At 69.8% G+C, this 22,456-nt stretch carries 26 protein-coding genes and 1 pseudogene; 16 read left to right on the forward strand and 11 right to left on the reverse strand.

Going from position 1 to position 22,456, the window contains the following annotated elements:
* Window positions 1–378: 378 nt before the first annotated feature.
* Together FG385_RS06825 and moaA are read right to left on the reverse strand one after the other, a co-directional pair.
* A complete protein-coding gene (locus FG385_RS06825) occupies window positions 379–636 on the reverse strand; it encodes a MoaD/ThiS family protein (RefSeq protein ID WP_139095750.1) in 258 nt (85 codons plus the stop codon).
* A gap of 7 nt (window positions 637–643) precedes the next feature.
* Entirely contained in the window at window positions 644–1,705 is a 1,062-nt protein-coding gene (gene moaA, locus FG385_RS06830; RefSeq protein ID WP_139095751.1) for a GTP 3',8-cyclase MoaA, read from the reverse strand.
* A 91-nt stretch (window positions 1,706–1,796) separates the two neighbouring features.
* On the opposite strand from moaA, the gene FG385_RS06835 reads away from it, so the two are divergent.
* Genes FG385_RS06835 through FG385_RS06865 form a run of 7 tightly spaced genes read left to right on the forward strand, consistent with a single transcriptional unit; the run spans window position 1,797 to window position 7,011 of the window.
* The gene (locus FG385_RS06835; protein WP_200834334.1) at window positions 1,797–2,279 is read left to right on the forward strand and encodes a MarR family transcriptional regulator; all 483 of its coding nucleotides are present in this window, start codon (window positions 1,797–1,799) and stop codon (window positions 2,277–2,279) included.
* A 33-nt stretch (window positions 2,280–2,312) separates the two neighbouring features.
* On the forward strand, window positions 2,313–2,717 hold the full coding sequence (locus FG385_RS06840; RefSeq protein WP_139095752.1) for a TOBE domain-containing protein: 405 nt from the start codon (window positions 2,313–2,315) through the stop codon (window positions 2,715–2,717).
* Window positions 2,714–3,481 carry a molybdate ABC transporter substrate-binding protein gene (gene modA / locus FG385_RS06845; protein WP_139095753.1) on the forward strand — a complete coding sequence of 256 codons (768 nt, stop codon included), beginning with the start codon at window positions 2,714–2,716 and terminating at the stop codon, window positions 3,479–3,481. The genes FG385_RS06840 and modA overlap by 4 nt, the downstream gene beginning before the upstream one ends.
* Window positions 3,462–4,277, forward strand: a complete 816-nt coding sequence (locus FG385_RS06850; RefSeq protein WP_139095754.1) for an ABC transporter permease — start codon at window positions 3,462–3,464, stop codon at window positions 4,275–4,277. Before modA ends, FG385_RS06850 begins: the two co-directional genes overlap by 20 nt.
* Entirely contained in the window at window positions 4,274–5,386 is a 1,113-nt protein-coding gene (locus tag FG385_RS06855; RefSeq protein WP_139095755.1) for a sulfate/molybdate ABC transporter ATP-binding protein, read from the forward strand. Before FG385_RS06850 ends, FG385_RS06855 begins: the two co-directional genes overlap by 4 nt.
* Complete coding sequence (locus FG385_RS06860; RefSeq protein ID WP_139095756.1) at window positions 5,383–6,180, forward strand: HAD-IIA family hydrolase; 798 nt, start codon at window positions 5,383–5,385, stop codon at window positions 6,178–6,180. Before FG385_RS06855 ends, FG385_RS06860 begins: the two co-directional genes overlap by 4 nt.
* A gap of 30 nt (window positions 6,181–6,210) precedes the next feature.
* Entirely contained in the window at window positions 6,211–7,011 is an 801-nt protein-coding gene (locus tag FG385_RS06865; RefSeq protein WP_139095757.1) for a metallophosphoesterase, read from the forward strand.
* Here the strand turns inward: FG385_RS06865 and FG385_RS06870 are convergent.
* Together FG385_RS06870 and FG385_RS06875 are read right to left on the reverse strand one after the other, a co-directional pair.
* Window positions 7,008–7,382 (reverse strand): YccF domain-containing protein, encoded by a 375-nt coding sequence (locus FG385_RS06870; protein WP_139095758.1) that lies wholly within the window; start codon window positions 7,380–7,382, stop codon window positions 7,008–7,010. The genes FG385_RS06865 and FG385_RS06870 overlap by 4 nt on opposite strands.
* Window positions 7,382–8,137: a PhzF family phenazine biosynthesis protein gene (locus tag FG385_RS06875; protein WP_139095759.1), complete on the reverse strand. Its 756-nt coding sequence runs from the start codon at window positions 8,135–8,137 to the stop codon at window positions 7,382–7,384. The genes FG385_RS06870 and FG385_RS06875 overlap by 1 nt, the downstream gene beginning before the upstream one ends.
* 55 nt (window positions 8,138–8,192) lie before the next feature.
* Here FG385_RS06875 and FG385_RS06880 point away from each other — a divergent pair, with 55 nt between their 5' ends.
* A complete protein-coding gene (locus FG385_RS06880) occupies window positions 8,193–9,830 on the forward strand; it encodes an AMP-binding protein (protein ID WP_139095760.1) in 1,638 nt (545 codons plus the stop codon).
* A gap of 10 nt (window positions 9,831–9,840) precedes the next feature.
* Window positions 9,841–10,104: pseudogene (locus tag FG385_RS06885) on the forward strand (VOC family protein); the annotation flags it as partial.
* A gap of 66 nt (window positions 10,105–10,170) precedes the next feature.
* On the opposite strand, the gene FG385_RS06890 reads toward FG385_RS06885, so the two are convergent.
* Together FG385_RS06890 and FG385_RS06895 are read right to left on the reverse strand one after the other, a co-directional pair.
* Window positions 10,171–11,127: a R2-like ligand-binding oxidase gene (locus tag FG385_RS06890; protein ID WP_139095762.1), complete on the reverse strand. Its 957-nt coding sequence runs from the start codon at window positions 11,125–11,127 to the stop codon at window positions 10,171–10,173.
* 3 nt (window positions 11,128–11,130) lie between these two features.
* A complete protein-coding gene (locus FG385_RS06895) occupies window positions 11,131–11,736 on the reverse strand; it encodes a TetR/AcrR family transcriptional regulator (RefSeq protein ID WP_139095763.1) in 606 nt (201 codons plus the stop codon).
* A gap of 83 nt (window positions 11,737–11,819) precedes the next feature.
* Here FG385_RS06895 and FG385_RS06900 point away from each other — a divergent pair, with 83 nt between their 5' ends.
* Window positions 11,820–12,443, forward strand: a complete 624-nt coding sequence (locus FG385_RS06900; RefSeq protein WP_139095764.1) for an HAD family hydrolase — start codon at window positions 11,820–11,822, stop codon at window positions 12,441–12,443.
* Here FG385_RS06900 and FG385_RS06905 read toward each other — a convergent pair.
* The gene (locus tag FG385_RS06905) at window positions 12,409–12,630 is read right to left on the reverse strand and encodes a hypothetical protein (RefSeq protein WP_139095765.1); all 222 of its coding nucleotides are present in this window, start codon (window positions 12,628–12,630) and stop codon (window positions 12,409–12,411) included. The genes FG385_RS06900 and FG385_RS06905 overlap by 35 nt on opposite strands.
* A 135-nt stretch (window positions 12,631–12,765) precedes the next feature.
* Between FG385_RS06905 and FG385_RS06910 the strand changes: the two genes are divergently transcribed.
* A complete protein-coding gene (locus FG385_RS06910) occupies window positions 12,766–13,152 on the forward strand; it encodes a cold-shock protein (RefSeq protein ID WP_139095897.1) in 387 nt (128 codons plus the stop codon).
* Here FG385_RS06910 and FG385_RS06915 read toward each other — a convergent pair.
* The 3 genes from FG385_RS06915 to FG385_RS06925 are packed head-to-tail and all read right to left on the reverse strand — an operon-like array spanning window position 13,149 to window position 16,140.
* Entirely contained in the window at window positions 13,149–13,646 is a 498-nt protein-coding gene (locus tag FG385_RS06915; RefSeq protein ID WP_139095766.1) for a DUF2771 family protein, read from the reverse strand. The genes FG385_RS06910 and FG385_RS06915 overlap by 4 nt on opposite strands.
* A gap of 14 nt (window positions 13,647–13,660) precedes the next feature.
* On the reverse strand, window positions 13,661–15,340 hold the full coding sequence (locus tag FG385_RS06920; RefSeq protein WP_139095767.1) for an MFS transporter: 1,680 nt from the start codon (window positions 15,338–15,340) through the stop codon (window positions 13,661–13,663).
* 23 nt (window positions 15,341–15,363) lie between these two features.
* Window positions 15,364–16,140 (reverse strand): glutaminyl-peptide cyclotransferase, encoded by a 777-nt coding sequence (locus FG385_RS06925; protein WP_139095768.1) that lies wholly within the window; start codon window positions 16,138–16,140, stop codon window positions 15,364–15,366.
* Window positions 16,141–16,190: 50 nt separating this feature from the next.
* Between FG385_RS06925 and FG385_RS06930 the strand changes: the two genes are divergently transcribed.
* The 3 genes from FG385_RS06930 to FG385_RS06940 are packed head-to-tail and all read left to right on the forward strand — an operon-like array spanning window position 16,191 to window position 20,127.
* Complete coding sequence (locus FG385_RS06930; RefSeq protein WP_139095769.1) at window positions 16,191–16,949, forward strand: DUF3027 domain-containing protein; 759 nt, start codon at window positions 16,191–16,193, stop codon at window positions 16,947–16,949.
* Window positions 16,939–19,647: a sacsin N-terminal ATP-binding-like domain-containing protein gene (locus FG385_RS06935; RefSeq protein WP_139095770.1), complete on the forward strand. Its 2,709-nt coding sequence runs from the start codon at window positions 16,939–16,941 to the stop codon at window positions 19,645–19,647. Before FG385_RS06930 ends, FG385_RS06935 begins: the two co-directional genes overlap by 11 nt.
* A gap of 60 nt (window positions 19,648–19,707) precedes the next feature.
* Window positions 19,708–20,127 (forward strand): hypothetical protein, encoded by a 420-nt coding sequence (locus FG385_RS06940; RefSeq protein ID WP_139095771.1) that lies wholly within the window; start codon window positions 19,708–19,710, stop codon window positions 20,125–20,127.
* 11 nt (window positions 20,128–20,138) lie between these two features.
* On the opposite strand, the gene FG385_RS06945 is transcribed toward FG385_RS06940, so the two are convergent.
* A complete protein-coding gene (locus FG385_RS06945) occupies window positions 20,139–20,426 on the reverse strand; it encodes a DUF2530 domain-containing protein (RefSeq protein WP_235022424.1) in 288 nt (95 codons plus the stop codon).
* A gap of 16 nt (window positions 20,427–20,442) precedes the next feature.
* On the opposite strand from FG385_RS06945, the gene FG385_RS06950 reads away from it, so the two are divergent.
* Both FG385_RS06950 and FG385_RS06955 read left to right on the forward strand, forming a co-directional pair.
* The gene (locus FG385_RS06950) at window positions 20,443–21,900 is read left to right on the forward strand and encodes an NCS2 family permease (protein WP_139095772.1); all 1,458 of its coding nucleotides are present in this window, start codon (window positions 20,443–20,445) and stop codon (window positions 21,898–21,900) included.
* Window positions 21,901–21,954: 54 nt separating this feature from the next.
* Window positions 21,955–22,377: a MarR family winged helix-turn-helix transcriptional regulator gene (locus tag FG385_RS06955; protein WP_139095773.1), complete on the forward strand. Its 423-nt coding sequence runs from the start codon at window positions 21,955–21,957 to the stop codon at window positions 22,375–22,377.
* Window positions 22,378–22,456: the final 79 nt, after the last annotated feature.

Raw genomic sequence — 22,456 nt, forward strand, 5'->3', positions numbered from 1 at the left:
CCGGCCCGGCCCGCGTACTGGACGCGGCTCGGGCTCCCTCCGTCCCTGTCCGGAAGCTACTTTCGCTCGGGGTTTGTTGTCCGGGATTCCGCCGGACAGGGTTTGGCGCTTCGGAATCCCGGTCTTGCGTGGCCGGTCGGGGCCAGCCGAAAAGCGACGGTACGTAACCGAGACCGTGATCGGAAATTATTCGGTGCGTGACCTACATCACAGTAACGGCACGCAACCTTCTGCGATCTAGCTGTTTCCCCTGGTCGACGGCCCGTTATCGTCCCGTTTCCTGCCCGAGATATTTCACTGATCGTGAGGCCTGTGTCACGTCGTTTGGGCGCGATTGGGCCGTTCGTGAAGGCCCGGAAACGGGCTGGAAACCTCCGGTCAACCGCCGGCAAACGGGGGGAGCACATCGAGCTCCGCCCCGTCCGGGACCGTACGCGAGCGATCACGGACCGCGATTCCGTCGAGCAGGAAACTGGCCGCTTCGAGTACCTTCGGCAGCTTCTCCGGATGCCGCCCTCGCAGGACCCCGAGCACGTCGCTGACGGACGTGCCGGCCGGCAGCTGGAGCGTCTCCTGCTCCACTCCCGACGCGGCCCGCGCGGACGCGAAATAACGCACCAGCACCGTGGTCGTCAAGGCCGACTCAGCCCCCGATCGCGCTCATCGGCCGGAGCGGCTGCGCGAATCCGGCGTCGTTGATCTCGTGGCCGGCGAGTTTGCCCCACATCGTCATCCGCCACGCGTCGGCCACCGATTCGTCGCCGAGACCGGACCGGAGCAGCCCGCGCAGGTCCGTCTCGTCGTTGCTGAACAGGCAGGAGCGGACCGCGCCGTCGGCGGTCAGCCGGGTGCGCTCGCAGGCGGCGCAGAACGGCCTTGTCACCGAGGCGATGACGCCCACCTCGCCGGGACCGCCGTCGACCTGCCAGCGTTCGGCCGGCGCGCCACCGCGCTCGACGGGGCTCGGCGTCAGCTCGAACTCCTTCCGCAGCAGGCCGAGGATCTCTTCCGCGGTCACCATGTCGCGGCGGTTCCAGCCGTGCTGCGCGTCCAGCGGCATCTGTTCGATGAACCGGAGGTGGTAGCCATGGTCGAGGCAGAACCGCAGCAGGCTCGCGGCCTCGTGCTCGTTGACCCCGCGCAGCAGCACTGCGTTGACCTTGACCGGGTTCAGCCCGGCCGCGCGGGCCGCCTCGAGACCGTCCAGCACGTGGGACAGCCGGTCGCGGCGGGTGATCGTGCGGAACGTCTCCGGATCCGTCGTGTCGAGCGAGACGTTGATCCGGTCCAGCCCGGCCGCGGCGATCCCCGCGGCCCGCTTGGCGAGGCCGATTCCGTTGGTCGTCATGGAGAGCCGGGGCCGGGGCCGCAGTGCCGCGATGCGGCCGATGAGCCCCTCGAGGCCGGGCCGCAGCATCGGCTCGCCGCCGGTGAGCCGGATGTCGGTGACGCCGAGCCGCTCGACCGCGATTCTCAACAGCCGCAACAGTTCTTCGTCGGTCAGCACGTCCTCGCCCGGCAGCCACGGGAGGCCTTCGGCCGGCATGCAGTAGGTGCACCGGAGGTTGCACCGATCCGTCAGCGAGACCCGGAGATCGGTGGCCACCCGCCCGAAGGTGTCGATGAGGGCCGGGCTGTCCGGCCTTGCTTCGGACACGACATGGGGACCCCGAAGACGGGGCAGACCGAGATTCACCGCACTCATTGGCACCAGCCTAACCCGAGTCACCCCGGAGCGACGATCACTAGAATATTGAGAACACGCCGTGTTTCAAGGGCCGGGAGGAAAGCGGTCGATGGCAGTCGAGCCGAGGTACCCGGTGCCGCCCGACGTGCTCGCGCGGTTCGCCGACCTCGGCCGCGAAGGCAGCACGCTCGCCGTGCTGCGGCATGCGCGGATCGCGCAGCGGATGGGCCTGTCCGGCACCGATCACAAAGCACTGGATCTGGCCTCGCGCGCGGAAGGGCCGCTGACCGCGGGCCGGATAGCCCAGCTCACAGGCCTGTCGACGGGTGCGGTCACGGGTGTCATCGACAGGCTCGAGCGAGCCGGGTTCGTCCGCCGCGTGCGCGACCGGCAGGACCGCCGCAAGGTCCTCGTCGAGATCCTGCCCCTCGACGAGGAGAAGTACGCGCCGCTGTTCGACTCGGCGCTGGACGCGGTCGAGCAGGTGCTCGAAAGGTTCTCGCCGGAGGAACGGGACATAGTGGAACGTTATCAACGCGAGATCCAGCGTCTGATGCGTAACGAGATCCTCGATGAGGGCGCAAGCGCCTAGTTTTTCCGCAGCCACGGCGATAATGTCGCGGCCATGCCGCAATTTCGGTTCTCAGAAGCCGCCGGCCTGCTCGGCGTCAGCGACGACACCGTGCGCCGCTGGGTTCGTGCCGGGCAGCTCGGTTCCAGTGTGGATGCCGCCGGCCGGAAGGTCGTCGACGGCGCCGAGCTGGCCGCGTTCGCCCGCTCCCAGGCCGCCCGCCCCGAGGATCCCTCGGACGTCGGGCGCTCCGCGCGGAACCGGTTCGTCGGGCTCGTCACCGACGTCCTCACCGACAAGGTGATGGCCCAGGTCGAGCTGCAGTGCGGGCCGCACCGGGTGGTGTCGCTGATGAGCACCGAGGCGGTACGCGAGCTGGGGCTGCGGCCCGGCGTGCTCGCGGTGGCGGTGGTGAAGGCGACGACGGTCGTCGTAGAGACTCCAGGAGGAGAGCGTTGAAGAAGGTCTTAGCCGTACTGGCCGGTGTCGCGTTGCTGGCCACCGGCTGCGGTTCGAGCTCGTCCGGCAGCAGCGCGCCACCGGCGAAGACGCTCACGGTGTTCGCCGCGGCTTCGCTGACCGAGTCGTTCAACGCGCTGAAGTCCGAGTTCGAGGCGGCGCATCCGGGCGTCACGGTGAAGTACGACTTCGGCGGCTCCTCGACGCTCGTACAGCAGATCAACAACGGCGCGAAGGTCGATGTGTTCGCGTCCGCGGACCAGACGAACATGAACAAGGCGGTGCAGGGCGGGTCGATCGACGGCTCGCCGACGGTGTTCGCGACCAACAAGCTCACCATCGCGGTCGCCCCCGGCAACCCGAAGGGCATCAAGGGTTTCGCCGACCTCACCAGGCCGGGGCTGAAGGTCGTCGTGTGCGCGGCTCCGGTGCCGTGCGGCGCGGCCACGCAGAAGGTCGAGAAGGGCACCGGCGTGACGCTCAAGCCGGTCAGCGAGGAGGACGACGTCAAGCAGGTGCTGACCAAGGTCGAGTCCGGGGACGCGGACGCCGGCCTGGTCTACGTGACCGACGCGAACAGCGCACCCGGCAAGGTGACCCAGGTCGACTTCCCCGAATCGGCACAGGCGATCAACAACTACCCGATGGCCGTGGTCAAGGGCGCCCCGCAGGTCGATCTCGCGCGGCAGTTCGAGCAGTTCGTGCTCGGCGCGCAGGGCAAGGCCGAGCTGACCAAGGTGGGCTTTGGCACGCCGGCCAAGTAACCCCGTTCCGCGCGCGAAGGTCCCGTGGGCGCTGTGGGTGCCCGCGGGACTCGCGCTCGCACTCGTCGTGCTGCCGGTCGTCGGGCTGCTGGTCCGCACGGACCTGAGCCGGCTGCCGTCGCTGATCGTGTCCGACTCCTCACTCGCGGCGCTGCGGCTTTCGTTCGAGACGGCCGCGATGTCGACGGTCGGGTGCATCGTGCTCGGCGTGCCGCTCGCGGTCGTGCTCGCCCGGTCGGCGGTGCCCGGCATCCGGGTGCTGCGCGCGATCGTGCTGCTACCGCTCGTGCTGCCGCCGGTCGTCGGCGGGCTGGCGCTGCTGTACCTGTTGGGTCGCAAGGGTTTTCTCGGGTACCTGCTCGACGTGACCCTCGGCGTGACGGTGCCGTTCACCACGACCGCGGTGGTGATCGCGCAGACCTTCGTGGCCATGCCGTTCCTCGTGGTGAGCCTCGAAGGCGCGCTGCGGAACGCGGGCGACTCCTATGAACAGATAGGTGCCACGCTGGGCGCGAGGCCGTGGACGGTGTTCCGCCGGGTCACGCTGCCGATGCTGCTGCCGGCGCTCGGCTCGGGCGCGGTGCTGAGCTTCGCGCGGTCGCTTGGGGAGTTCGGGGCGACGATCACGTTCGCCGGCAGCCTCGAGGGTGTGACCAGGACGCTGCCGCTCGAGGTCTACACGCAGGTGCAGGCCGACATCGACAGTGCGGTCGCGGTCGCGCTGCTGCTGGTGGTGGTCGCGCTCGTGGTGATCATCGTGGCGCGCCCACGCGCGGTGGAGGGGGGTGCCGTGTGACGCTGCGCGCCGAGATCGAGCTGACCCGCGGCACCTTCGACCTCTCGGTGGACTTCAAGGTACCCGCAGGGTCCGTGCTGGCGATCCTCGGGCCCAACGGATCGGGCAAGTCCAGCCTGCTCGGCAGCTTGTCGGGCCTGCTGCGGCCGCGGCGGGCGAAGATCCGGCTCGGGGAGAAGGACCTGCACGGCCTGCCGCCGCACGACCGGTCGGTGGGGCTGCTGTCCCAGGATCCGCTGCTGTTCCCGCACCTTTCCGTGCTGGACAACGTGGCGTTCTCGCCCCGGTCGAAGGGCGCCGGGCGGGCCGGCGCGCGGGAGATCGCCCGGCGCTGGCTGGCGGAGGTGGACGCGGCACAGTTCGAGAAGCGCAAGCCGGCGCAGCTGTCCGGCGGGCAGGCGCAGCGGGTCGCGATCGCGCGGGCGCTCGCCGGTGAGCCGGACCTGCTGCTGCTCGACGAGCCGATGGCCGCGCTCGACGTCGACGCCGCCCCGGCGATCCGCGGGCTCCTGCGCCGGGTGCTCGGTCTCCAGCGGAAGCGCGCGACCGTGCTGGTCACGCACGATCCGTTGGACGCGCTGGCGCTGGCCGATCACGTGCTGGTGCTGACCGACGGCCGCGCGGTGGAGCGCGGGCCGACGCGCGAGGTGCTGGCCGCCCCGCGGACCGCCTTCACCGCGCGGATCGCCGGGCTCAACCTGATCGCAGGCATCGCGGTCGGCGGCGGGCTCCGCACGGAGGCTGGGCGGCTGATCGCGGGCATGCTCGCCGAGGACACGACGATGGGTGGACCGGCCGTCGCCGTGTTCGCGCCGAACGCGGTGGCGGTCTACCCCGGTGGAGAAGCGCATCCGGGCAGCCCGCGCAACACGATCGCCGCCGCGGTGACCGCGCTCGAACCACACGGTCCGGTGATCCGGCTGCGCACCGACGCGGGCCTCGCCGCCGACCTCACCCCGGCGGCGGTCGCCGACCTGCGGCTCGAACCGGGTACGCCCGTCCGGCTCGACATCAAGGCGACGACGGTGACCGTTTATCCAGCTACCGCCGGGCCCTCGCCCTCGCCCTCGACGGAGACACTCCGCGTCACGGATAATCCCGGAACATGACCCAGTGGACGTATCTGACCGACATGGACGGGGTCCTGGTGCACGAGGAGCACCTGGTCCCCGGCGCCGACGAGTTCCTCGCCGAGTTGCGCGCCCACGACACGCCGTTCCTGGTGCTCACCAACAATTCGATCTACACCCCCCGTGACCTGCGGGCGCGGCTGCACCGGACCGGGCTGGACGTGCCGGAGGACCGGATCTGGACCTCGGCGCTGGCCACCGCGAAGTTCCTCGACAGTCAGCGCCCGAACGGCTCGGCGTTCGTCATCGGCGAAGCGGGCTTGACCACCGCGCTGCACGAAGCCGGGTACGTGCTTACCGACCGCGATCCGGACTACGTGGTACTGGGCGAAACGCGAACGTACAGTTTCACCGCGATCACGGCGGCGATCCGGCTGATCGAAGCGGGTGCGAGGTTCATCGCGACCAACCCCGACGCCACCGGACCGAGCCTCGAAGGCAGCCTGCCCGCGACAGGGTCGATCGCCGCGCTGATCGAGCGGGCCACCGGCCGCTCGCCGTACTTCGTGGGCAAGCCGAACCCGCTGATGATGCGCTCGGCGCTGCGATCGCTGGGCGCGCATTCGGAGAGCACGATCATGATCGGTGACCGGATGGACACCGACGTGCACTCGGGGATCGAAGCCGGGCTGCAGACGATCCTGGCGCTCACCGGTATCTCGACGAAGGAGACCGCGGACCGCTACCCGTACCGGCCGACGATGGTGGTCGACTCGGTCGCGGACCTGGTCGGGCGCACGCAGGACCCGTTCACCGGCGGGCTGGTCGGATAGCGGGACTGACCGGGGCTTATCGTCGGAGGGGTGGATGTCCCGACGTATGTCGTAGGCGACGTGCACGGGCATCGGGACGAGCTCGCCGAAGCCCTGCGCGAGAGCAAGCTGATCGACGAGAACGACAGCTGGTGCGGTGCGGACGCGCACCTGTGGTTCCTCGGCGACTTCGTCGACCGCGGGCCGGACGGGATCGGTGCGATCGACCTGGTGATGCGGCTGCAGGAGCAGGCGGTGCCGGCCGGTGGGTCGGTCGAGGCGCTGCTGGGCAACCACGAGATCCTGTTGCTGGGCATGTACCACTTCGGCGCCACCGAGGTGCCTTCGGACTTCGGTCCGCGCAGTTTCGCGCGAAGCTGGGAGATCAACGGCGGGGTGTCCGAGGACCAGGACGCGCTGACCGACGATCACGTCGAATGGTTGTCGACGCGGCCGCTGGTCGCGCACGCCGGTGAGCACCTGCTGCTGCATTCGGACACGCTCGAGTACCTCGACTGGGGCGACACCGAGGAGGAGATCAACGAGACCGCGCAGGAGATCCTCGCGGGCAACGACATCGCCGCATGGTGGGACGTCTGGCGCCGGATGACGACCAGGTACGCGTTCCGCGGGCCGCACGGCGGCGAGGTCGCCGCGCAGCTGCTGGCGCAGCTCGGTGGCGAACGGATCGTGCACGGGCACAGCGTGATCGCCGACCAGTTGGGGATCCATCCCACGCAGATCGAGGCGCCGTACCTGTACGCCGGGGGCACGGTGCTGGGCGTGGACGGCGGGCTGTTCGCCGGCGGACCGTGCCTGGTGGTGCCGCTGCCGTGGGAGCCAGAAGACTAGGGAGCGGGAACGATCGCCCGGCCCAGCGGGATCAGCGAAATCGGCACCAGCTTGAAGTTCGCGAGGCCGAGGGGAATCCCGATGATCGTGATGCACAGCAGCAGCCCGGTCACGATGTGCCCGAGCGCGAGCCACCAGCCGGCGACGATGATCCACACGATGTTCCCGAGCACGGAGCCCACGCCCGCGTCCCGCCGGTCGACGACGGTGCGGCCGAACGGCCACAGCGCGTAGTTCGCGATCCGGAACGAGGCGATGCCGAACGGGATCGTCACGATCAGCACGAAGCAGACTAGCCCGGCGACCGCGTACCCCACGGCCATCCAGAACCCGGCCAGCACCAGCCAGATCACGTTCAGCAGCAGTCGCATCAGACCATCAGCTCCCCGCGCACCGTGGTCACGGCCTGCCCGGCCAGCCCGACCCGGTCTCCCCGCAACGACACGCGGACCGTGCCGCCGCGTGCCGACGCCTGCTCGCCCACCAGCTCGTCCCGGCCAAGCTCGGCCGACCAGTACGGCGAAAGCGCGCAATGCGCCGATCCGGTCACCGGGTCCTCGGGGACGCCGACGGCCGGGCCGAACACGCGGCTGACGAAGTCGATCCCCGGCCTGTCACCCGGCGCGGTCACGATGACGCACCGCGCGTCCCAGCCGGCGATGGTGTCCAGATCCGGCTCGAGGCCCCGGACCTCGCCGGCGTCACCGGCGCGGACGAGGATGTCCCACTTGCCGCGCAGCACCTCCTTGACGGTCACCCCGGGCAGGGTGATCTCGTCGGTGGCCGCGGCCGGTGGGTCGGCCGGGAAGTCCATGTGCACCCAGCCATCCTCGGCCGTCGTGCGGAGTTCGCCGCTGCGCGTGGTGAAGACCTGCGAGCCGCCGAGCGCGTGGCCGGTCGCGAGGGTCGCGTGCCCGCACAGGTCGACCTCGACCGTCGGAGTGAACCAGCGCAGCGATTTCGGACCCTCGCCACCCACCTCGACGAAGGCCGTTTCGGCGTGTTTCAGCTCGGCCGCGACCGATTGCATCCAGGCGGGATCGGCCGGCTCGTCCAGAAGGACGACGCCGGCCGGGTTGCCCGCGAAGGCCGTCCCGGTGAACGCGTCGACGATGTACAGGCGCATATCCCCACCTTAGACTCGGGGCGAGTCACTGTTGACCATTTCCAGGAGGAGAACCATGCCTGCCGTGCCGAGCTACTCCTCGGGAACCTCCGACGTGCCCATGCTGGGCGACACCATCGGTGACAACTTCGACCGGACCGTGCAGGCGTTCGGTGCTCGTGACGCGCTGGTCGACCGGGGCCGCCGCTGGACGTATGCCGAACTGGCCGCCGAGGTCGACGCGCTCGCGCTGGGGCTGCTCGAGCTCGGCATCGGCAAGGGCGACCGGGTCGGCATCTGGTCGCCCAACTGTGCCGAGTGGACACTCACCCAGTACGCGACCGCGAAGATCGGCGCGATCCTGGTCAACATCAACCCCGCTTACCGTTCGCACGAGCTGGAATTCGTGCTCAACCAGGCCGGAATCCGGATGCTGGTGTCCGCGAAGGAGTTCAAGAGCTCCGACTACGCCGCCATGATCGACGAGGTCCGGCCGCGCTGCCAGCGCCTGCAGCACGTCGTGCTGATCGGTGACGAGCTGTGGAATTCCTTGCTGGAGAACGGAAAGCAGGCCGACCCGGCGGCGCTCGCGGAAATCCGGCTCTCCGCCGACGACCCGATCAACATCCAGTACACCTCGGGCACGACCGGTTTTCCCAAGGGCGCCACGCTTTCCCACCACAACATCCTCAACAACGGCTTCTTCGTCGGGGAGCTGTGCAACTACACCGAAGCCGACCGGATCTGCATTCCCGTGCCGTTCTATCACTGCTTCGGCATGGTGATGGGCAACCTCGCGGCGACCAGCCACGGCGCCTGCATGGTCATCCCGGCCCCGGCGTTCGACCCGAAGGCCACGCTCGAAGCCGTGCAGGCCGAGCGGTGCACGTCGCTGTACGGGGTGCCGACGATGTTCATCGCCGAACTGGCGTGCGCCGATTTCGATTCCTACGACCTGTCGAGCCTGCGCACCGGGATCATGGCTGGCTCGCCTTGCCCGGTGGAGGTGATGAAGCAGGTCATCGAGCGGATGGGGATGGCCGAGGTGTCGATCTGCTACGGCATGACCGAGACGTCGCCGGTGTCGACGCAGACCCGCGCCGACGATTCGATCGAACGCCGGGTGTCCACGGTGGGGCGGGTCGGGCCGCATCTGGAGGTCAAGGTCGTCGACCCGGAGACCGGGCTGACCGTGCCGCGCGGCGAGCCGGGCGAGCTGTGCACGCGCGGGTACTCGGTGATGCTCGGTTACTGGGAACAGCCGGACAAGACGGCGGAGGCGATCGACAAGGCGCGCTGGATGCACACGGGTGATCTGGCGGTCATGGACGACGAGGGGTACCTCAACATCACCGGCCGCATCAAGGACATGGTCATCCGTGGTGGCGAGAACGTGTACCCGCGCGAGATCGAGGAGTTCCTCTACACCCACCCGGACATCCTCGACGCGCAGGTCATCGGCGTGCCGGACGAGCGCTACGGCGAGGAGCTGATGGCGTGGATCCGGATGCGCGAAGGCGCCGCGCCGCTGGACGCCGAGTCGTTGCGTGCGTACTGCACCGGCAAGCTCGCCCACTACAAGATCCCGCGGTACGTGCACATCGTCGACGAGTTCCCGATGACCATCACCGGCAAGATCCGCAAGGTGGAGATGCGCGAGCAGGCAGTGTCCCTGTTGGGCCTGCAGAACGCGGCGGCGGCTCGGCACGCGTGAGCTGACTTTTCACAGCCTGCTCGAAACCGAGCGAGGGTTCACCCTGATGCGCTCGGACCTGCCGCCGGATATGGAGTACCAGCCGGGCAACACGATGTCGGTCAGCCTCAGCGGCGACGACGCCGACGAGCTGCGCGGCTACTGGGCGAAGCTGTCCGAAGGCGGGACCGCGCGCACACCGCTGGAGAAGCAGATGTGGGGTGACGAGTTCGGCTGGTGCGTCGACCGGTTCGGCGTGCACTGGCTGGTGAACATCTCGCAGCCACAGCCCTGACCGCAGCCGACCCCCTTCGCCAGTCGGGCTCTCACCTGCGGTTAGAGCCCGACTCGCGCGCGTGGGTCAGGAGGAGACGGCCTCGGCGAAGGCTTTGGCGTCTTCTTCGCCGAAGGTTTCTTCGAGCTGCTCGGGCGAGTAGTCGAGGTCGATCTGCTCGACAGGGACCCCGCGCGCGGACTCGATCGCGCCCAGCCTTCGCTGCGCCCGGTCGGCCGCGTAGTCGATGAACTCCTGCGGGTCGTTCTCGAACGGCGGCTCCTCGAACTGGTCGTTGACCCACTGGATCATGCCCAGCGCATGCGGCAGGAGCTCGCCCATCCGCTGCTGGACCGCGTCCCACAACGAGTCGTCCGCGGCGATGTGCCGGCGGCAGGTGAACGTGCCCCACGCCATATGCCGGCGCTCGTCGTCGCCGATGTGCTTCACCAGCTGCTGCATACCCGGCAGGATGCCGCGCCGCGTGCACACCTTCTGCCACGCGTAGTACCCGGTGAGCGCGAGGCTGCCTTCGATCACGTGGTTGTACGTGACGCTCGCCCTGATCTGGTTGAGGGGGCTGGGATCATCGGCGAGGATCCCGAGCGACTCCGGCAGCTCCTCGTAGAAAAGCTTGCGGTAGTGGGGATTTTCCGACACGAACGGCGTGAGGTCTTCGGTCAGCCCGACCGCGTCCATCCAGCGCCGGAACACCTCGGTGTGCTTGGCCTCCTCGAAGCAGAACTGGGTCAGGTACATCTCGTCGCCGAACCGGCCTTCGGTCGCCATCGCCTTCATGAACGGCTGGATGTCCTCGGTGACCGCCTCCTCGCCCGCGATGAACTGCGCGCACAGGTAGGTCGCCGAGCGGCGTTCCTCGTCGTCGAGCGACTCCCAGCCCTCGCGATCCTGGCTGAAGTCGATGTCGGCGGGGTTCCAGAACTTCTTGTTGCCCTTGACGAAAAGACGCAGCGGGAACGCGTCCCAGTTGAGCCCGCCACGGCGCAGCGACGTGAAGCCCGTGCGGGCCAGTGTTCCGGTCATCTCTCACTCCATTGTGGACAAATAATGATCGACGATGGGGCCGACCGCGGCGCACACCATGTCGGCCGCTTCGGTGGCGGAATGGGTGGGCAGGACGAGATGGCTCAGCACCAGCCGGGTCACGGTCTCGGCGAGCAGGTCCGCCGCCCGCTCACCGAGCAGGGGCAGCCTCGCCCGGTACTGCGTGGCGGCCATCTCCGACGCGGCCGACAGCACCGGCGCGCCTCTCGTGGTGAGCAGTGGCAGCAGGTCCTCGCCGGCCTGAGTCCCCAGGGCGGCGGCGACCAACCTGTTCTCGCGGCCGTGCTCGATCGTGTACACGACCGCGTGGTGGATCCCGGTGACCAGATCGGGTGCTGACTCGAACCGGACACGGATGCCCTCGAGGAACTCCGCCGTCGTGCGCAACGTGACGGCCTCCACCAGCGCCGTCTTGTTGCCGAACTCGTTGTAGACGGTCTGCCTGCTCACGCCCGCCGCCGCGGCGACGTCGGCCATGCGCAACCCGGCGTGACCGTGCTCGGCGAGCAGCACGGTCGCCGCGTCGAGGAGGGTCTCCCGCAGCGAGGCCTTGGTCCGTTCCGCGAACGACGAGGTGATCTCGGACACAGACCTAGCTTGACACGATCAGCGCAAATGTCAATGTTCTTGACTCGAATGGCGGCGCTGTAAAGCAAGCTACGGTGGTCGGCGTGGGGACAACGGTGGGCTTCGACCTGGACATGACGCTGATCGATCCGCGGCCGGGGATGGTCGCGGTGATGAACGCGATCGGCGAAGAGGCCGGGCTGCGACTCGACGGCGAGTACTTCGCGAGCAACCTCGGCCCGCCGCTCGACATGGTGTTGCGCGACTGCGGGGCGCCGGAGGAGCTGATCCCCGGACTCGTCGCCCGGTACCGCGAGCTGTACCCGGAGGTCGTCGTCCCCTCGACGATCGCATTGCCGGGCGCGCACGCGGCACTGGAAACGGTGCGTCGCGCGGGCGGGCAGACCGTTGTGGTGACCGGAAAGTACGGGCCGAACGCGGCCAGGCACATCAAGGCGCTCGGCTTCGAGGTGGACGTGCTGGTCGGCGAACTGTGGGCCGACGGCAAGGCGGCGGCGCTGACCGAGCACGGCGCGAAGGCCTACGCCGGCGACCATCTCGGCGATGTGCGCGGCGCGCTCGCGGCGGGGATCACGCCCATCGCGGTCACCACCGGCCCGTGCAGCCGCGAGGAACTCGCCGCCGCCGGTGCCGAGGTGATCTTCGACAGCCTGGCGGAGTTTCCCGCGTGGTTCAGCGCTTTCGGTGCTCCTGAACCAGTGCGATGAACCCGAGCACCATCCCTAGCGGGGTCAGCACGCCGGCGACGAGGCTCAGCCATACCGGCAGATCGTGCATCCCAGCGGCGAACATGACGAACACGGCGAGCACGCCGAGTACTCCGACGGCGAACACGCCGATTCCCACCCGCATCAGCCAGGGCTTGCCTTCGGCGGTTTTCGCTGCGTCGTTCATGGGTAAAGCGTAGAACGCACTTCTCCACAGGGCGTGTGGCGGGATAGGCTGGTCGCTACGCGTCCTGGGTACGCCCGGGGCGCGTTCGTCGTGCAGACGAGCTGACGATGCAGAGTGAAGAAACGGGTGAGGGAAGTGCCGACCGGCAAGGTCAAGTGGTACGACGCGGAGAAGGGGTTCGGTTTCGTCACACAGGACGGTGGCGAGGACGTCTACATCCGCAAGACCGCGCTACCTCCCGGGGTAGAGGCACTCAAAGCAGGTCAGCGGCTCGAGTTCGGGGTCGCCGACGGCCGGCGCGGGCCGCAGGCCCTGTCCGTCCGGCTGATCGACTCCCCGCCCTCGGTCGCGGAAGCGCGGCGACGGCCGGCCGAGGAGCTGCACGGCCTCATCGAGGACATGATCAAGCTCCTGGAAATGAAGGTGCAGCCCGATCTGCGCCGCGGCCGCTATCCCGACCGCAAGAACACCAAGCGGATCGCCGAGGTCATGCGCGCGGTCGCGCGTGACCTCGATCCCTAAGGCTTGATCTGCAGGGACCAGTACGCGCGGGCGACCAGCTGCGGGTTGCCGTTCTCGTCGAGGATCGGCTTCCCGTCCTGGTCGGCGGCGTAGGCCGCGCCGATCTGCTGCACCTCGACCACGACAAGCTGGTTGTCCGCGCCGCCAGGGGTCGCGGTGTAGGCGAGCGTGCTGCCCGGCGCGAAGAACTGCTGCTTGACCTGCAGGTCGCCCTTGGCGTCGGCGTACTGGACGTTCACCAGCCACGGCGTCTTGCTCAGTTCCGTGGGTACCGAGATCTGCACCGGCATGCCCTTGCGCACGTTGAGCGTGACGATGTCCTCGGGGTTCTTGTCGCAGTTGCGCACGAGCGCGTCGCAGTGGACCGCCGGGCCGGTGGCGATCGAATGCCCGTCGCCGTAGAACGTGACCTCGGGCGGGCCGACCGTCGCCGAACATCCCGTCAGTGCCAGCGCTCCCGCCGCCAACAGCCCTAGCCAACCACTCCGCCGCATGACTTAAACACTAATTAGGCGGAAGTGCGGGCCGGGTGGCGGGGCCGCTTCGAGCCGAGGAACGGCAGCAGCGCGCCGCCGCGTTGCAGCAGGAACGTCTGCGCCAGGCCGATCGCCAGCAGCAGCGACACGACCAGGAACCCGATCCAGTACGTGGGCGGCAGCAGCAGGCCGACCGCGCCACCGAAGCACCAGGCCAGCTGCAGCACCGTTTCCGAGCGGCCGAACGCCGACGCGCGCGACTCTTCGGGCAGATCCGCCTGGATCGACGCGTCGAGGCTGATCTTCGCGAGCGCGCTCGCGGTGGCGCCGACGAGACCGACGATCGCGGCTGTCGCGATGCCGGCGAAGATCGCGGCGAGCACCGTCGAGGCGAGCGCGGCGCCGAGGCTGCCGAGCACCACCTGCGTCGGATGCCCGAACTGCAGCCGTGAACCGAGCGCGTTGCCGACGAACCCGCCGGCGCCGGCGGCGGCGCCGATGATGCCGAGCAGGAGCAACTGGGTGAACGGGCCCTGGCCCTGCTGTTCGGCGTGCGCCTTCACCGCGAACGCGGCGAACATCATCAGGAACCCGGTGAGCACCCGCACGGAACCGTTGCCCCACAACGAAATCACGACATCCCGGCCGAGCGGCTGGCGCTTCTTCTTGCCAGGGTGCGCCTTCAGGGAGGCGGGTACCTCGCCTTCGGTGGCCTCGACCCAGGACGGGATGCGCATCGACTGCACGGCGGCCGCGACGCAGATCAGTCCCGTGAACCACAGCGCGCCGGCCGAGCCGGTCACCGAGTTGACGCCGCTCGCGATCCCGCCGAACACCCCGCCGGCGGCGAGCCCGAACACGGTCAGCCGTGCGTTGGTCTTCGACAGCGTGACCCCGCCCGGTACGACCCGTGGCGTGACCGCGGACTTGAGCACGGTGAACGACTTCGACAGCACCATCATGCCCAGCGCGGCCGGGTAGAGCCCCCAGTCGTTGAAGTGCAGCGCCATGATGGCCGCCATCAGGCCCTGCCCGAGTGAGGACACGCACATGGCGAGCCGCCGCCCGCGCTGGATCCGGTCCAGCGCCGGGCCGATCACTGGTGCGACGAGCGCGAACGGCGCGATGGTGATGAGCAGGTACAGCGCGACGCGGTCCTTGCTCTCGCCGCTGGTGGCCGCGAAGAACAGCGTGTTGGCCAGCGCGACGGCCATCGCCGCGTCGCTGGCGTAGTTGAGCATCACCGCGTACGTCAGCGCTGTCAGGCCGGACTTGTCCGCCCCGTCGGCCTTCGCCGCGCGCTGGAACGCGCCGACCGCCTTGCCGCCGAGTTCGCGGCTGCGCATCGCGGCCACGCGGGTGACGGTGATCTTCTTCGGCATCCGCGGCATCGCGCCCGCCGCGGCCTCCGTGCGGTGCTCGTGCGGCGGCGGCTCCTCGTGACGCTGCGAGCCGCGGGGATATCCGTCGGTGCCGTAGTGCTCGTACAGCGGCTCAGTGCGGCGTGGCGGCGGATCGCTCTGCCGCGGCGGGTACGGCCGGGCGCCTCGCGGCGGAACCGACGAGCGGGGAGGGGACGAATGGACAGCGCCCGTGGGCGCTTCGTCGGCCGTCGGCGTGGCGCGGGTGTGCGTGGACGGGCGCCAGCTCTGCCCGGACCCGGGCTCCGGCGTCCACTTCCGTTTGCGCCCCACGCCCCAATCTTGCCTCATCCGCAGGTCGCCGTGCTCAGGGATCAACCCTGATCGGTGAATTTCACCCGGAACAGCTCGGGCCAGAGCTTGCCGGTGATCAGGAACTCGTCCGTGCCGGGGATCGCCGCGATCCCGTTGAGCACGTCCGCCTGCCGCTGCTGGTCGCTCGTGAGCAGGCCGGATGCGTCGATCCGGGCGGTGACCGCGCCGCTGGCCGGATCGATACGCAGGATCGTGTTGGTCCGCCACACGTTGGCGTAGACGGTGCCGCCGACGCACTCCAGCTCGTTGAGCTGGTCGAACGTCTGGCCGCCCGCGTGGACGGTCACGGTGCCCAGCGGCGCGAAGCTCACCGGGTCGCGGAAGGTCAGCTGGTCCGAGCCGTTGCTCATGACCAGCCGGTCCTGCTGGTGGCATAGCCCCCAGCCTTCGCCCTGGTAGCTGACCCGCCGCAGCTCGGCGAGGGTACGGGCGTCCCGCTCGATCGCGATCCCGTCTTGCCAGGTCAGCTGCCACAGCTTCGAGCCGACGACGGTGATCCCCTCACCGAACAGCGGTGCCGGCAGCGCCGCCCGGACGGTCGGCGCGGCGCCGGGCGGACCGGCCCGCACTTCGGACCGCCCGACGAGCCCGGTGCTCTCGTAGAGCAGGCCGTCGTCGAGTTCCAGGCCCTCGGTGAAGGCCGAAGTGTCGTGCGGCAGGGTGCCGAGCACCCGCACCCGCAGCTGCGGAACGGAGTCAGGCGTTCGCGGAGCGCTCGCGGCACAGGCGGCCAGCGCCGTGACCAGTGCGAGGCAGACCGACAGCAGGATGCGCACGGCCTTACCCTGACATGACGCGTGTGAATACGCCGCTGCACAATGAGCCTATGACCCTCCTGCTCACCTTGGACGACGGCTCGGTCCAGCGGGCCCTGGTCGACGCCGTGGAGCTCGCGCGCGAAGCCGCGGTGGCCGATGCCGGGGCTGAGCAGGTCGGCCCGCACGCCGGTGTCGTCCACGAGGACGCCATGTCCGCGAGTCACCTGTTCGAAGCGACGATGCCCGGCTACCGCGGCTGGCGGTGGTCGGTGACCGTCGCGATGGCCGGGCCGGATTCGGCCGTGACCGTCAGCGAGGTCGCGCTGACCCCGGGCCCGGACGCGCTCGTCGCGCCGAACTGGGTGCCGTGGGAGCGCCGCGTGCGCCCCGGCGACCTCGGCGTCGGGGACATCTTCCCGACCAGCGAGGACGATCCGCGCCTGGTGCCGGGGTACCTGCGGTCCGACGATCCGGCGGTCGAGGAGGTCGCCACCGAAGCCGGTCTCGGCCGGGTGCACGTGATGTCCCGCACCGGCCGGCTGGAGGCCGCGTCGCGCTGGCGCTCCGGCGAGTTCGGGCCGCGTTCCGACATGGCGCGCAGCGCGCCGGCCGTATGCGGCACCTGCGGTTTCTACCTGCCGCTCGCGGGTTCGCTGCGGGCCGGGTTCGGCGCGTGCGGGAACGAGTTCTCGCCCGCGGACGGGCATGTGGTGAACGTCGAGTACGGCTGCGGCGCGCATTCCGAGGTCGAGGTCGAAGCGACCCCGTCGGTGCCGGTCGCCGAGCTGGTCTACGACGATTCGCTGCTGGACATGGATGAGCAGTGATCCGTTCGGCACCGAGGCGCTGCGAACCTCCGTGCTGCGGGCGTGGGCCGACTCGCCGACCCGCCTGATCGAGGACACCAACGCGGAGCGCGACCTGCGGGTCGGCGCCTACCGCGACCGGCTGTTCGTCGAGCTGGCGCAGAACGCGGCCGACGCCGCGAAGGACGCCGGTGCACCCGCCGTACTGCGAGTGTCCGTTGTGGATGGTGAGCTGCGGGTCGCCAACACCGGTACGCCGCTCGACGCGCGCGGGGTTGCTTCGCTGTCCTCGCTGCGCGCCTCGGCCAAGGAGGGCATGGTCGGCGAGTTCGGCGTCGGCTTCGCCGCGGTGCTCGCCGTCAGTTCCGAGCCGGGCGTGATCTCGCGGGGCGGAGGGGTCGCCTTCTCCGAAGCCCGCACGCGAGAGGCCGTCTCGCGGGGCGAAGTGCCGGTGCTGCGGTTGCCGTGGCCCGCCGAGGAGGACGTGCCGGAGGGGTTCGACACCGAGGTCCGGCTGCCGTTGCGGGACGGGATCGATCCCGCTGAACTGCTGGCCCGCGCGTCCGCCGAGGCCGAGGACCTGTTGCTGGCGTTGCCATGGCTGGCGCGGATCGACGTGGCGGGCTCGGTGTGGCGACGGTCCTCCGTGGACGACGTGGTCGAGATCGACTCCCCCGAGGGCGCGGTCCGCCGCTGGCTGACGCACCAGACGCCCGAAGCGCTGTGGGCGGTGCCGGTCGACGAAGGTCCCGTGCCGCTGGAAAGCGACGTCCTGCGTGCACCGACGCCGACCGACGAGCGCCTGTCGCTCCCGGCCCGGCTGATCGCGCCGGTGCCGATGGAACCGTCCAGGCGGCGCGTGCTGCCCGGCACCGACCTCACCGGCCTTGCCCGCTCGTATCCCGCACTGGTCAGGAAGTTCCCGGCGCGGCAGCGGCTGTCGCTGGTGCCGAAGCCGGGCTTCCCATTGTCCGAAGTGGACGGACAGCTGCGCGAGGCCGTGCTGCGGGAGCTAGGCGGCCAGCCCTGGCTTCCCGGGCCGGAGGAGCTGCCCGCGCTCGGCGCGCGCGTGCTGACCGTCGAGTCACCGGAGCTCGTCGAACTGCTCGGCGGAGTGGTGCCGCGGCTCGTTTCGCTTTCCGGGCCGGACGTGGCCCGGGCGCTCGCGATCGTCGAGGCGAACCCACTCGAAGTGCCCGAGCTGGTCGAGATCCTGACCGGCCTCGAACGCCGGCCGTCGTGGTGGTATTCGCTATACGACGCGCTCCTGCCGTTGCTGGAAGCGCATTCCGTGTCGGCCGACGACCTCGGCGCCCTGCCGGCTCCGCTCGCGGACGGCCGGACGTTGCCGGGCCCGCGGGGCACGTTCCTGTACGGCGCGTCCGCCGATGTGCTCGAGCTGATCGACGAGGCCGACGTGGTCGGGTTGCGGCTCGTGCATCCCGATGCCGCGCATCCGCTGCTGGAACGGCTCGGTGCGAAACGGGCCGACTCCGCGGACTTGCTGGAATCGCCGGCCTTGCGTGAGGCGGTCGAACGGAGCGTCGAGGACGCTCAGTCCGGTTTGGACGTCCGACCCCTCGCGGATGCCGTGCTGCGCCTGCAATCGGACAGTCCCGTCGACGGGCTAGGCGCGCTCGCGTTGCCGTCGCGGGACGGCTGGCGGCGAGCCGACGAGCTGGTGCTGCCGACTTCGCCGCTGCTGGCGGTGTTCGATCCGGAGGCGCTCGGTGAGGATGGCGCGCTTTCCGTACTGGACGGCGACTTCGCCGAGGACTGGTCGCCGGACGCGCTCGCGGGCGTCGGTGTGCTCAACGGGTTCGTGGTGACCGAAGACGGTATCCGCGACCTGGATCTCGTGGCGGACGAGGCCTGGCCGGAGGCGCTGCGGATCCTCGCCGGCGAACGCGAGACGTGGCATGCGCTGTCCGGCGAGGCGGGCGATTGGATCGCGCGGAACGCCCTGCTGGCCGGGCGGGCGCCCCAGGAGTGGCGGTTGCCGGAGGCCGAAGGGCTCGCCGGGTTGTACGACCCGGTGCCCGACGTCGGCCTGACGCCGGAGGTGCTGGCGCTCGCGGGGGTTCGGGCGGAACTGGCGGTGACGGGCCTCGACGACGCGGCCGATCTGCTGGACCGCCTCGGCGACCCGGCGCGCACGATCGCGCCCGGCCTGGTCTCGCGGACGTACGCGGCCCTCGCCGACGCGGATCTGGACTGGTCGCGGCTCGACGCGCCGGAGCGAGTCCGCGCCGTCGACGGTTCGGTGGTCGACGCTGAGCGGGCCGCGGTCCTGGACCGGCCCTGGCTCGCCGCGGTCTGGCCGCCGGGACGGCTCGTCGCGGCACGCTCGGACGCCGGGCGGCTCGCCGAACTGCTGGATGTGCCGCTGCTGAGCGAGCTGATCTCCGCGCGGCTGCCCGAGGGCGAGTTTCTGCCGTGGTCCGAGCTGACCGCGATCCGGCTCGCGGCCGAGTTGCTCGACATCCCGTTCCCCGAAGGCGGGGTCGTGGTGCACGAGGAGCTGGCGGTCGAGATCGACGGAGTCAAGCGCGCCGCGCCGTGGTGGGTGGAAAGTAACGGGTTTCACGGGGAACATCACGCCGAGGACAGCCCGGCCGGGCTCGCGCGGGCGTTCGCCTGGGCCTCGGGCCACTGGGCGGACCGGCATCTGATCACGGCCCTGCTCGACGATCCGGACCCGCTGACATTGCTGGCCTGACGTGCAGTGACGTGCGCGGACGCGGTTCGGCCGGATTGTGGCCCCGGTACGATCCTGGTCATGCCTCAGCCCGATGACATGGAAAACCGGATGACTTCGCTGGAGTCCGACGTCGCCGACCTCAAACCTCGCGTCCACCGCGCGGAGCAGGACGCGGCGGCGGCGCGGGTACTCGCGAGAGGAGCAGACCGCGACGCCGCCGAGATGCGCAAGGAGATCCGGGACTTCCGCCAGGCGACCACCGGCAGCTTCAACGCGATGCGCGAGGACCTGAACGATCTCCGCCAGGATATGAACCGCCGCTTCGAGCACATGGACCGCCGCTTCGAGCACATAGACGGCCGTTTCGAGCACGTGGACGGCCGTTTCGAGAACGTCGACCGTGGCTTCGCGGAGATGCGTGGCAAGTTCGACGTCCAGGCGGCCGGCCAGCAGCAGATCGTGGACCTGCTCACCACGCTGATCAACCAGGACGGCTAGCCTCTCCGACCTCAGATCCCGGTCTGGGCCGACCGCGATCCGCGCCGGGCCGCGGCCCGCTGCCAGGTCATGATCCCGATCCCGATCAGGCTGATCACGACCCCGGCCAGGCACGTCCACAGCCAGATGCTCGGCGTCCGGCCGCCACCGAAGTCGAGGATCGCGAACACGACGAAACCGGCGAACCAGGCGCTCGTGCCCGCGATCACGATCGGCAGCAGCGCCGTCAGCCTGGCGGGCAGTTCCGGTACCGGCCGCAGGGAGCCTTTACGATCGCCACCGTTGATCGGGTCGGTCACATCAGGAAGGCTACCGATGACTCAGCAGTACACGCGATCCGCGGTCGACCGCTTCTTCAAGATCAGCGAGCGGGGCTCGACCACCGGCCGCGAGATCCGGGGCGGTCTGGTCACGTTCGTCACGATGGCCTACATCGTGGTACTCAACCCGCTGATCATCGGCAGCTTCTCGCCTTCGGACTCCGGCGCGCACAAGGACGTCCTCGGCCACATCCTCCCGGTGCCGCAGGTCGCCGCGGTCACCGCGCTCGTCGCCGGGGTGATGACGATCCTGATGGGGCTGATCGCGCAGTACCCGTTCGCCATCGCCACCGGCCTCGGCATCAACAGCCTCGTCGCGGTCACCATCGCCCCGCAGGTCACCTGGCCCGAGGCGATGGGCCTGGTCGTGATCGAGGGCCTGGTCATCGTGGTCCTGGTGCTCACCGGCTTCCGCACGGCCGTGTTCAACGCCGTGCCCGCCGCGCTGAAATCGGCGATCGCGGCCGGGATCGGGCTGTTCATCTGCTTCATCGGCCTCGTCGACGCCGGGTTCGTGCGGCGGCTGCCGGACGCGGCGAACACGACCGTCCCGGTCGGGCTGGGCATCAGCGGTTCGATCGCGTCGTGGCCCACCGCGGTGTTCGTGGTCGGGCTCCTGTTCACCGGCACCCTGGTGGCGAAGAAGATCCGCGGCGGCATCCTGATCGGCGTGCTCGGCACGACCGTGCTGGCGATCATCGTCGAGGCCATCGTGCACGCCGGCCCGTCGGGCGGCACCAACGCCAAGGGCTGGAACCTCGGCTACCCGGCCCTGCCGGGGAATGTCCTCGGCCTGCCGGACCTGTCGCTCGTCGGTGACATTTCGTTCGGCGCCTGGACCCGGCTGCCGATCATCACCGTGATCCTGCTGGTGTTCACCCTCGTCCTCGCCGACTTCTTCGACGCCATGGGCACGATGACCGGGCTCGCGAAGGAGGCCGGCCAGCTCGGCCCGGACGGCCAGTTGCCGCGGGTCGGCCGCGCGCTGTTCGTCGAAGGGCTCGCCGGCGCCGCGGGCGGGTTCGGTTCGGCGAGCTCCAACACGGTGTTCGTCGAATCCGCGTCGGGCATCGCCGAGGGGGCGCGCACGGGGCTGGCCAACATCGTCACCGGCGTGCTGTTCATCGCCGCGATGTTCCTCACCCCGCTGTACGAGTCCGTACCCGTCGAGGCCGCGGCGCCCGCGCTCGTCGTCGTCGGCGCGCTGCTGATCGGGCAGGTCCGGGACATCGACTTCACCGACTTCTCGGTCGCGCTCCCGGCGTTCCTGACGATCGTGGTGATGCCGTTCACCTACTCGATCGCGAACGGGATCGGCGCGGGCTTCATCAGCTACGTGGTGATCCGGGCGGCGACCGGCAAGGCCCGCCGGATCCATCCGCTGATGTGGGTGATCGCGGTCGCGTTCGTCGCCTACTTCGCCGTCGGTCCGATCCAGGCGGCGTTACGGTAACGAACCGCACACGCGCGCGGGTGGATCGTGAGGTAGGCTAACTATGTGCCCGAAATGCGTGAGCCAGCGTTGGCCGGCCGGTTGAGGCTCGCCGTCGTGCGACTCAACCGGAAGCTTCGGGCGCAGCGGACCGACCAGAACGTCTCACTGACGCAGCTCGCCGCACTGTCCACTTTGCACAAGTGCGGGGCGCTCACGCCAGGCAGGCTGGCCGCCAAGGAGGGCGTGCAGCCGCCGTCGATGACGCGGGTGATCACCGCGCTCGAGGAGATGGGGTACGTAGCGCGCACGCCGCATCCCACGGACGGGCGGCAGGCGATCGTCACGCTGACCGAAGCGGGAGCCTCGTTCGTCGAGGCGACCATCTCGGTGCGGGAGGCCTGGTTGGACCGCAAGCTCGCGGAACTGAGCGGCGACGAACGAGAGGTACTCGCGAGAGCCGCGGAGATCATCGACAGAATGGCGGGGAACGGGTAACGGTGCGGCCAGACACGGGTAGCCAGGCGAAGTCCTATCCGACAACGGAAGCTACCCGGGGCCAGGCACCACCGGCGAC

It is taken from the genome of Amycolatopsis alkalitolerans, assembly GCF_006152065.1.
GTDB lineage: Bacteria > Actinomycetota > Actinomycetes > Mycobacteriales > Pseudonocardiaceae > Amycolatopsis_E > Amycolatopsis_E alkalitolerans.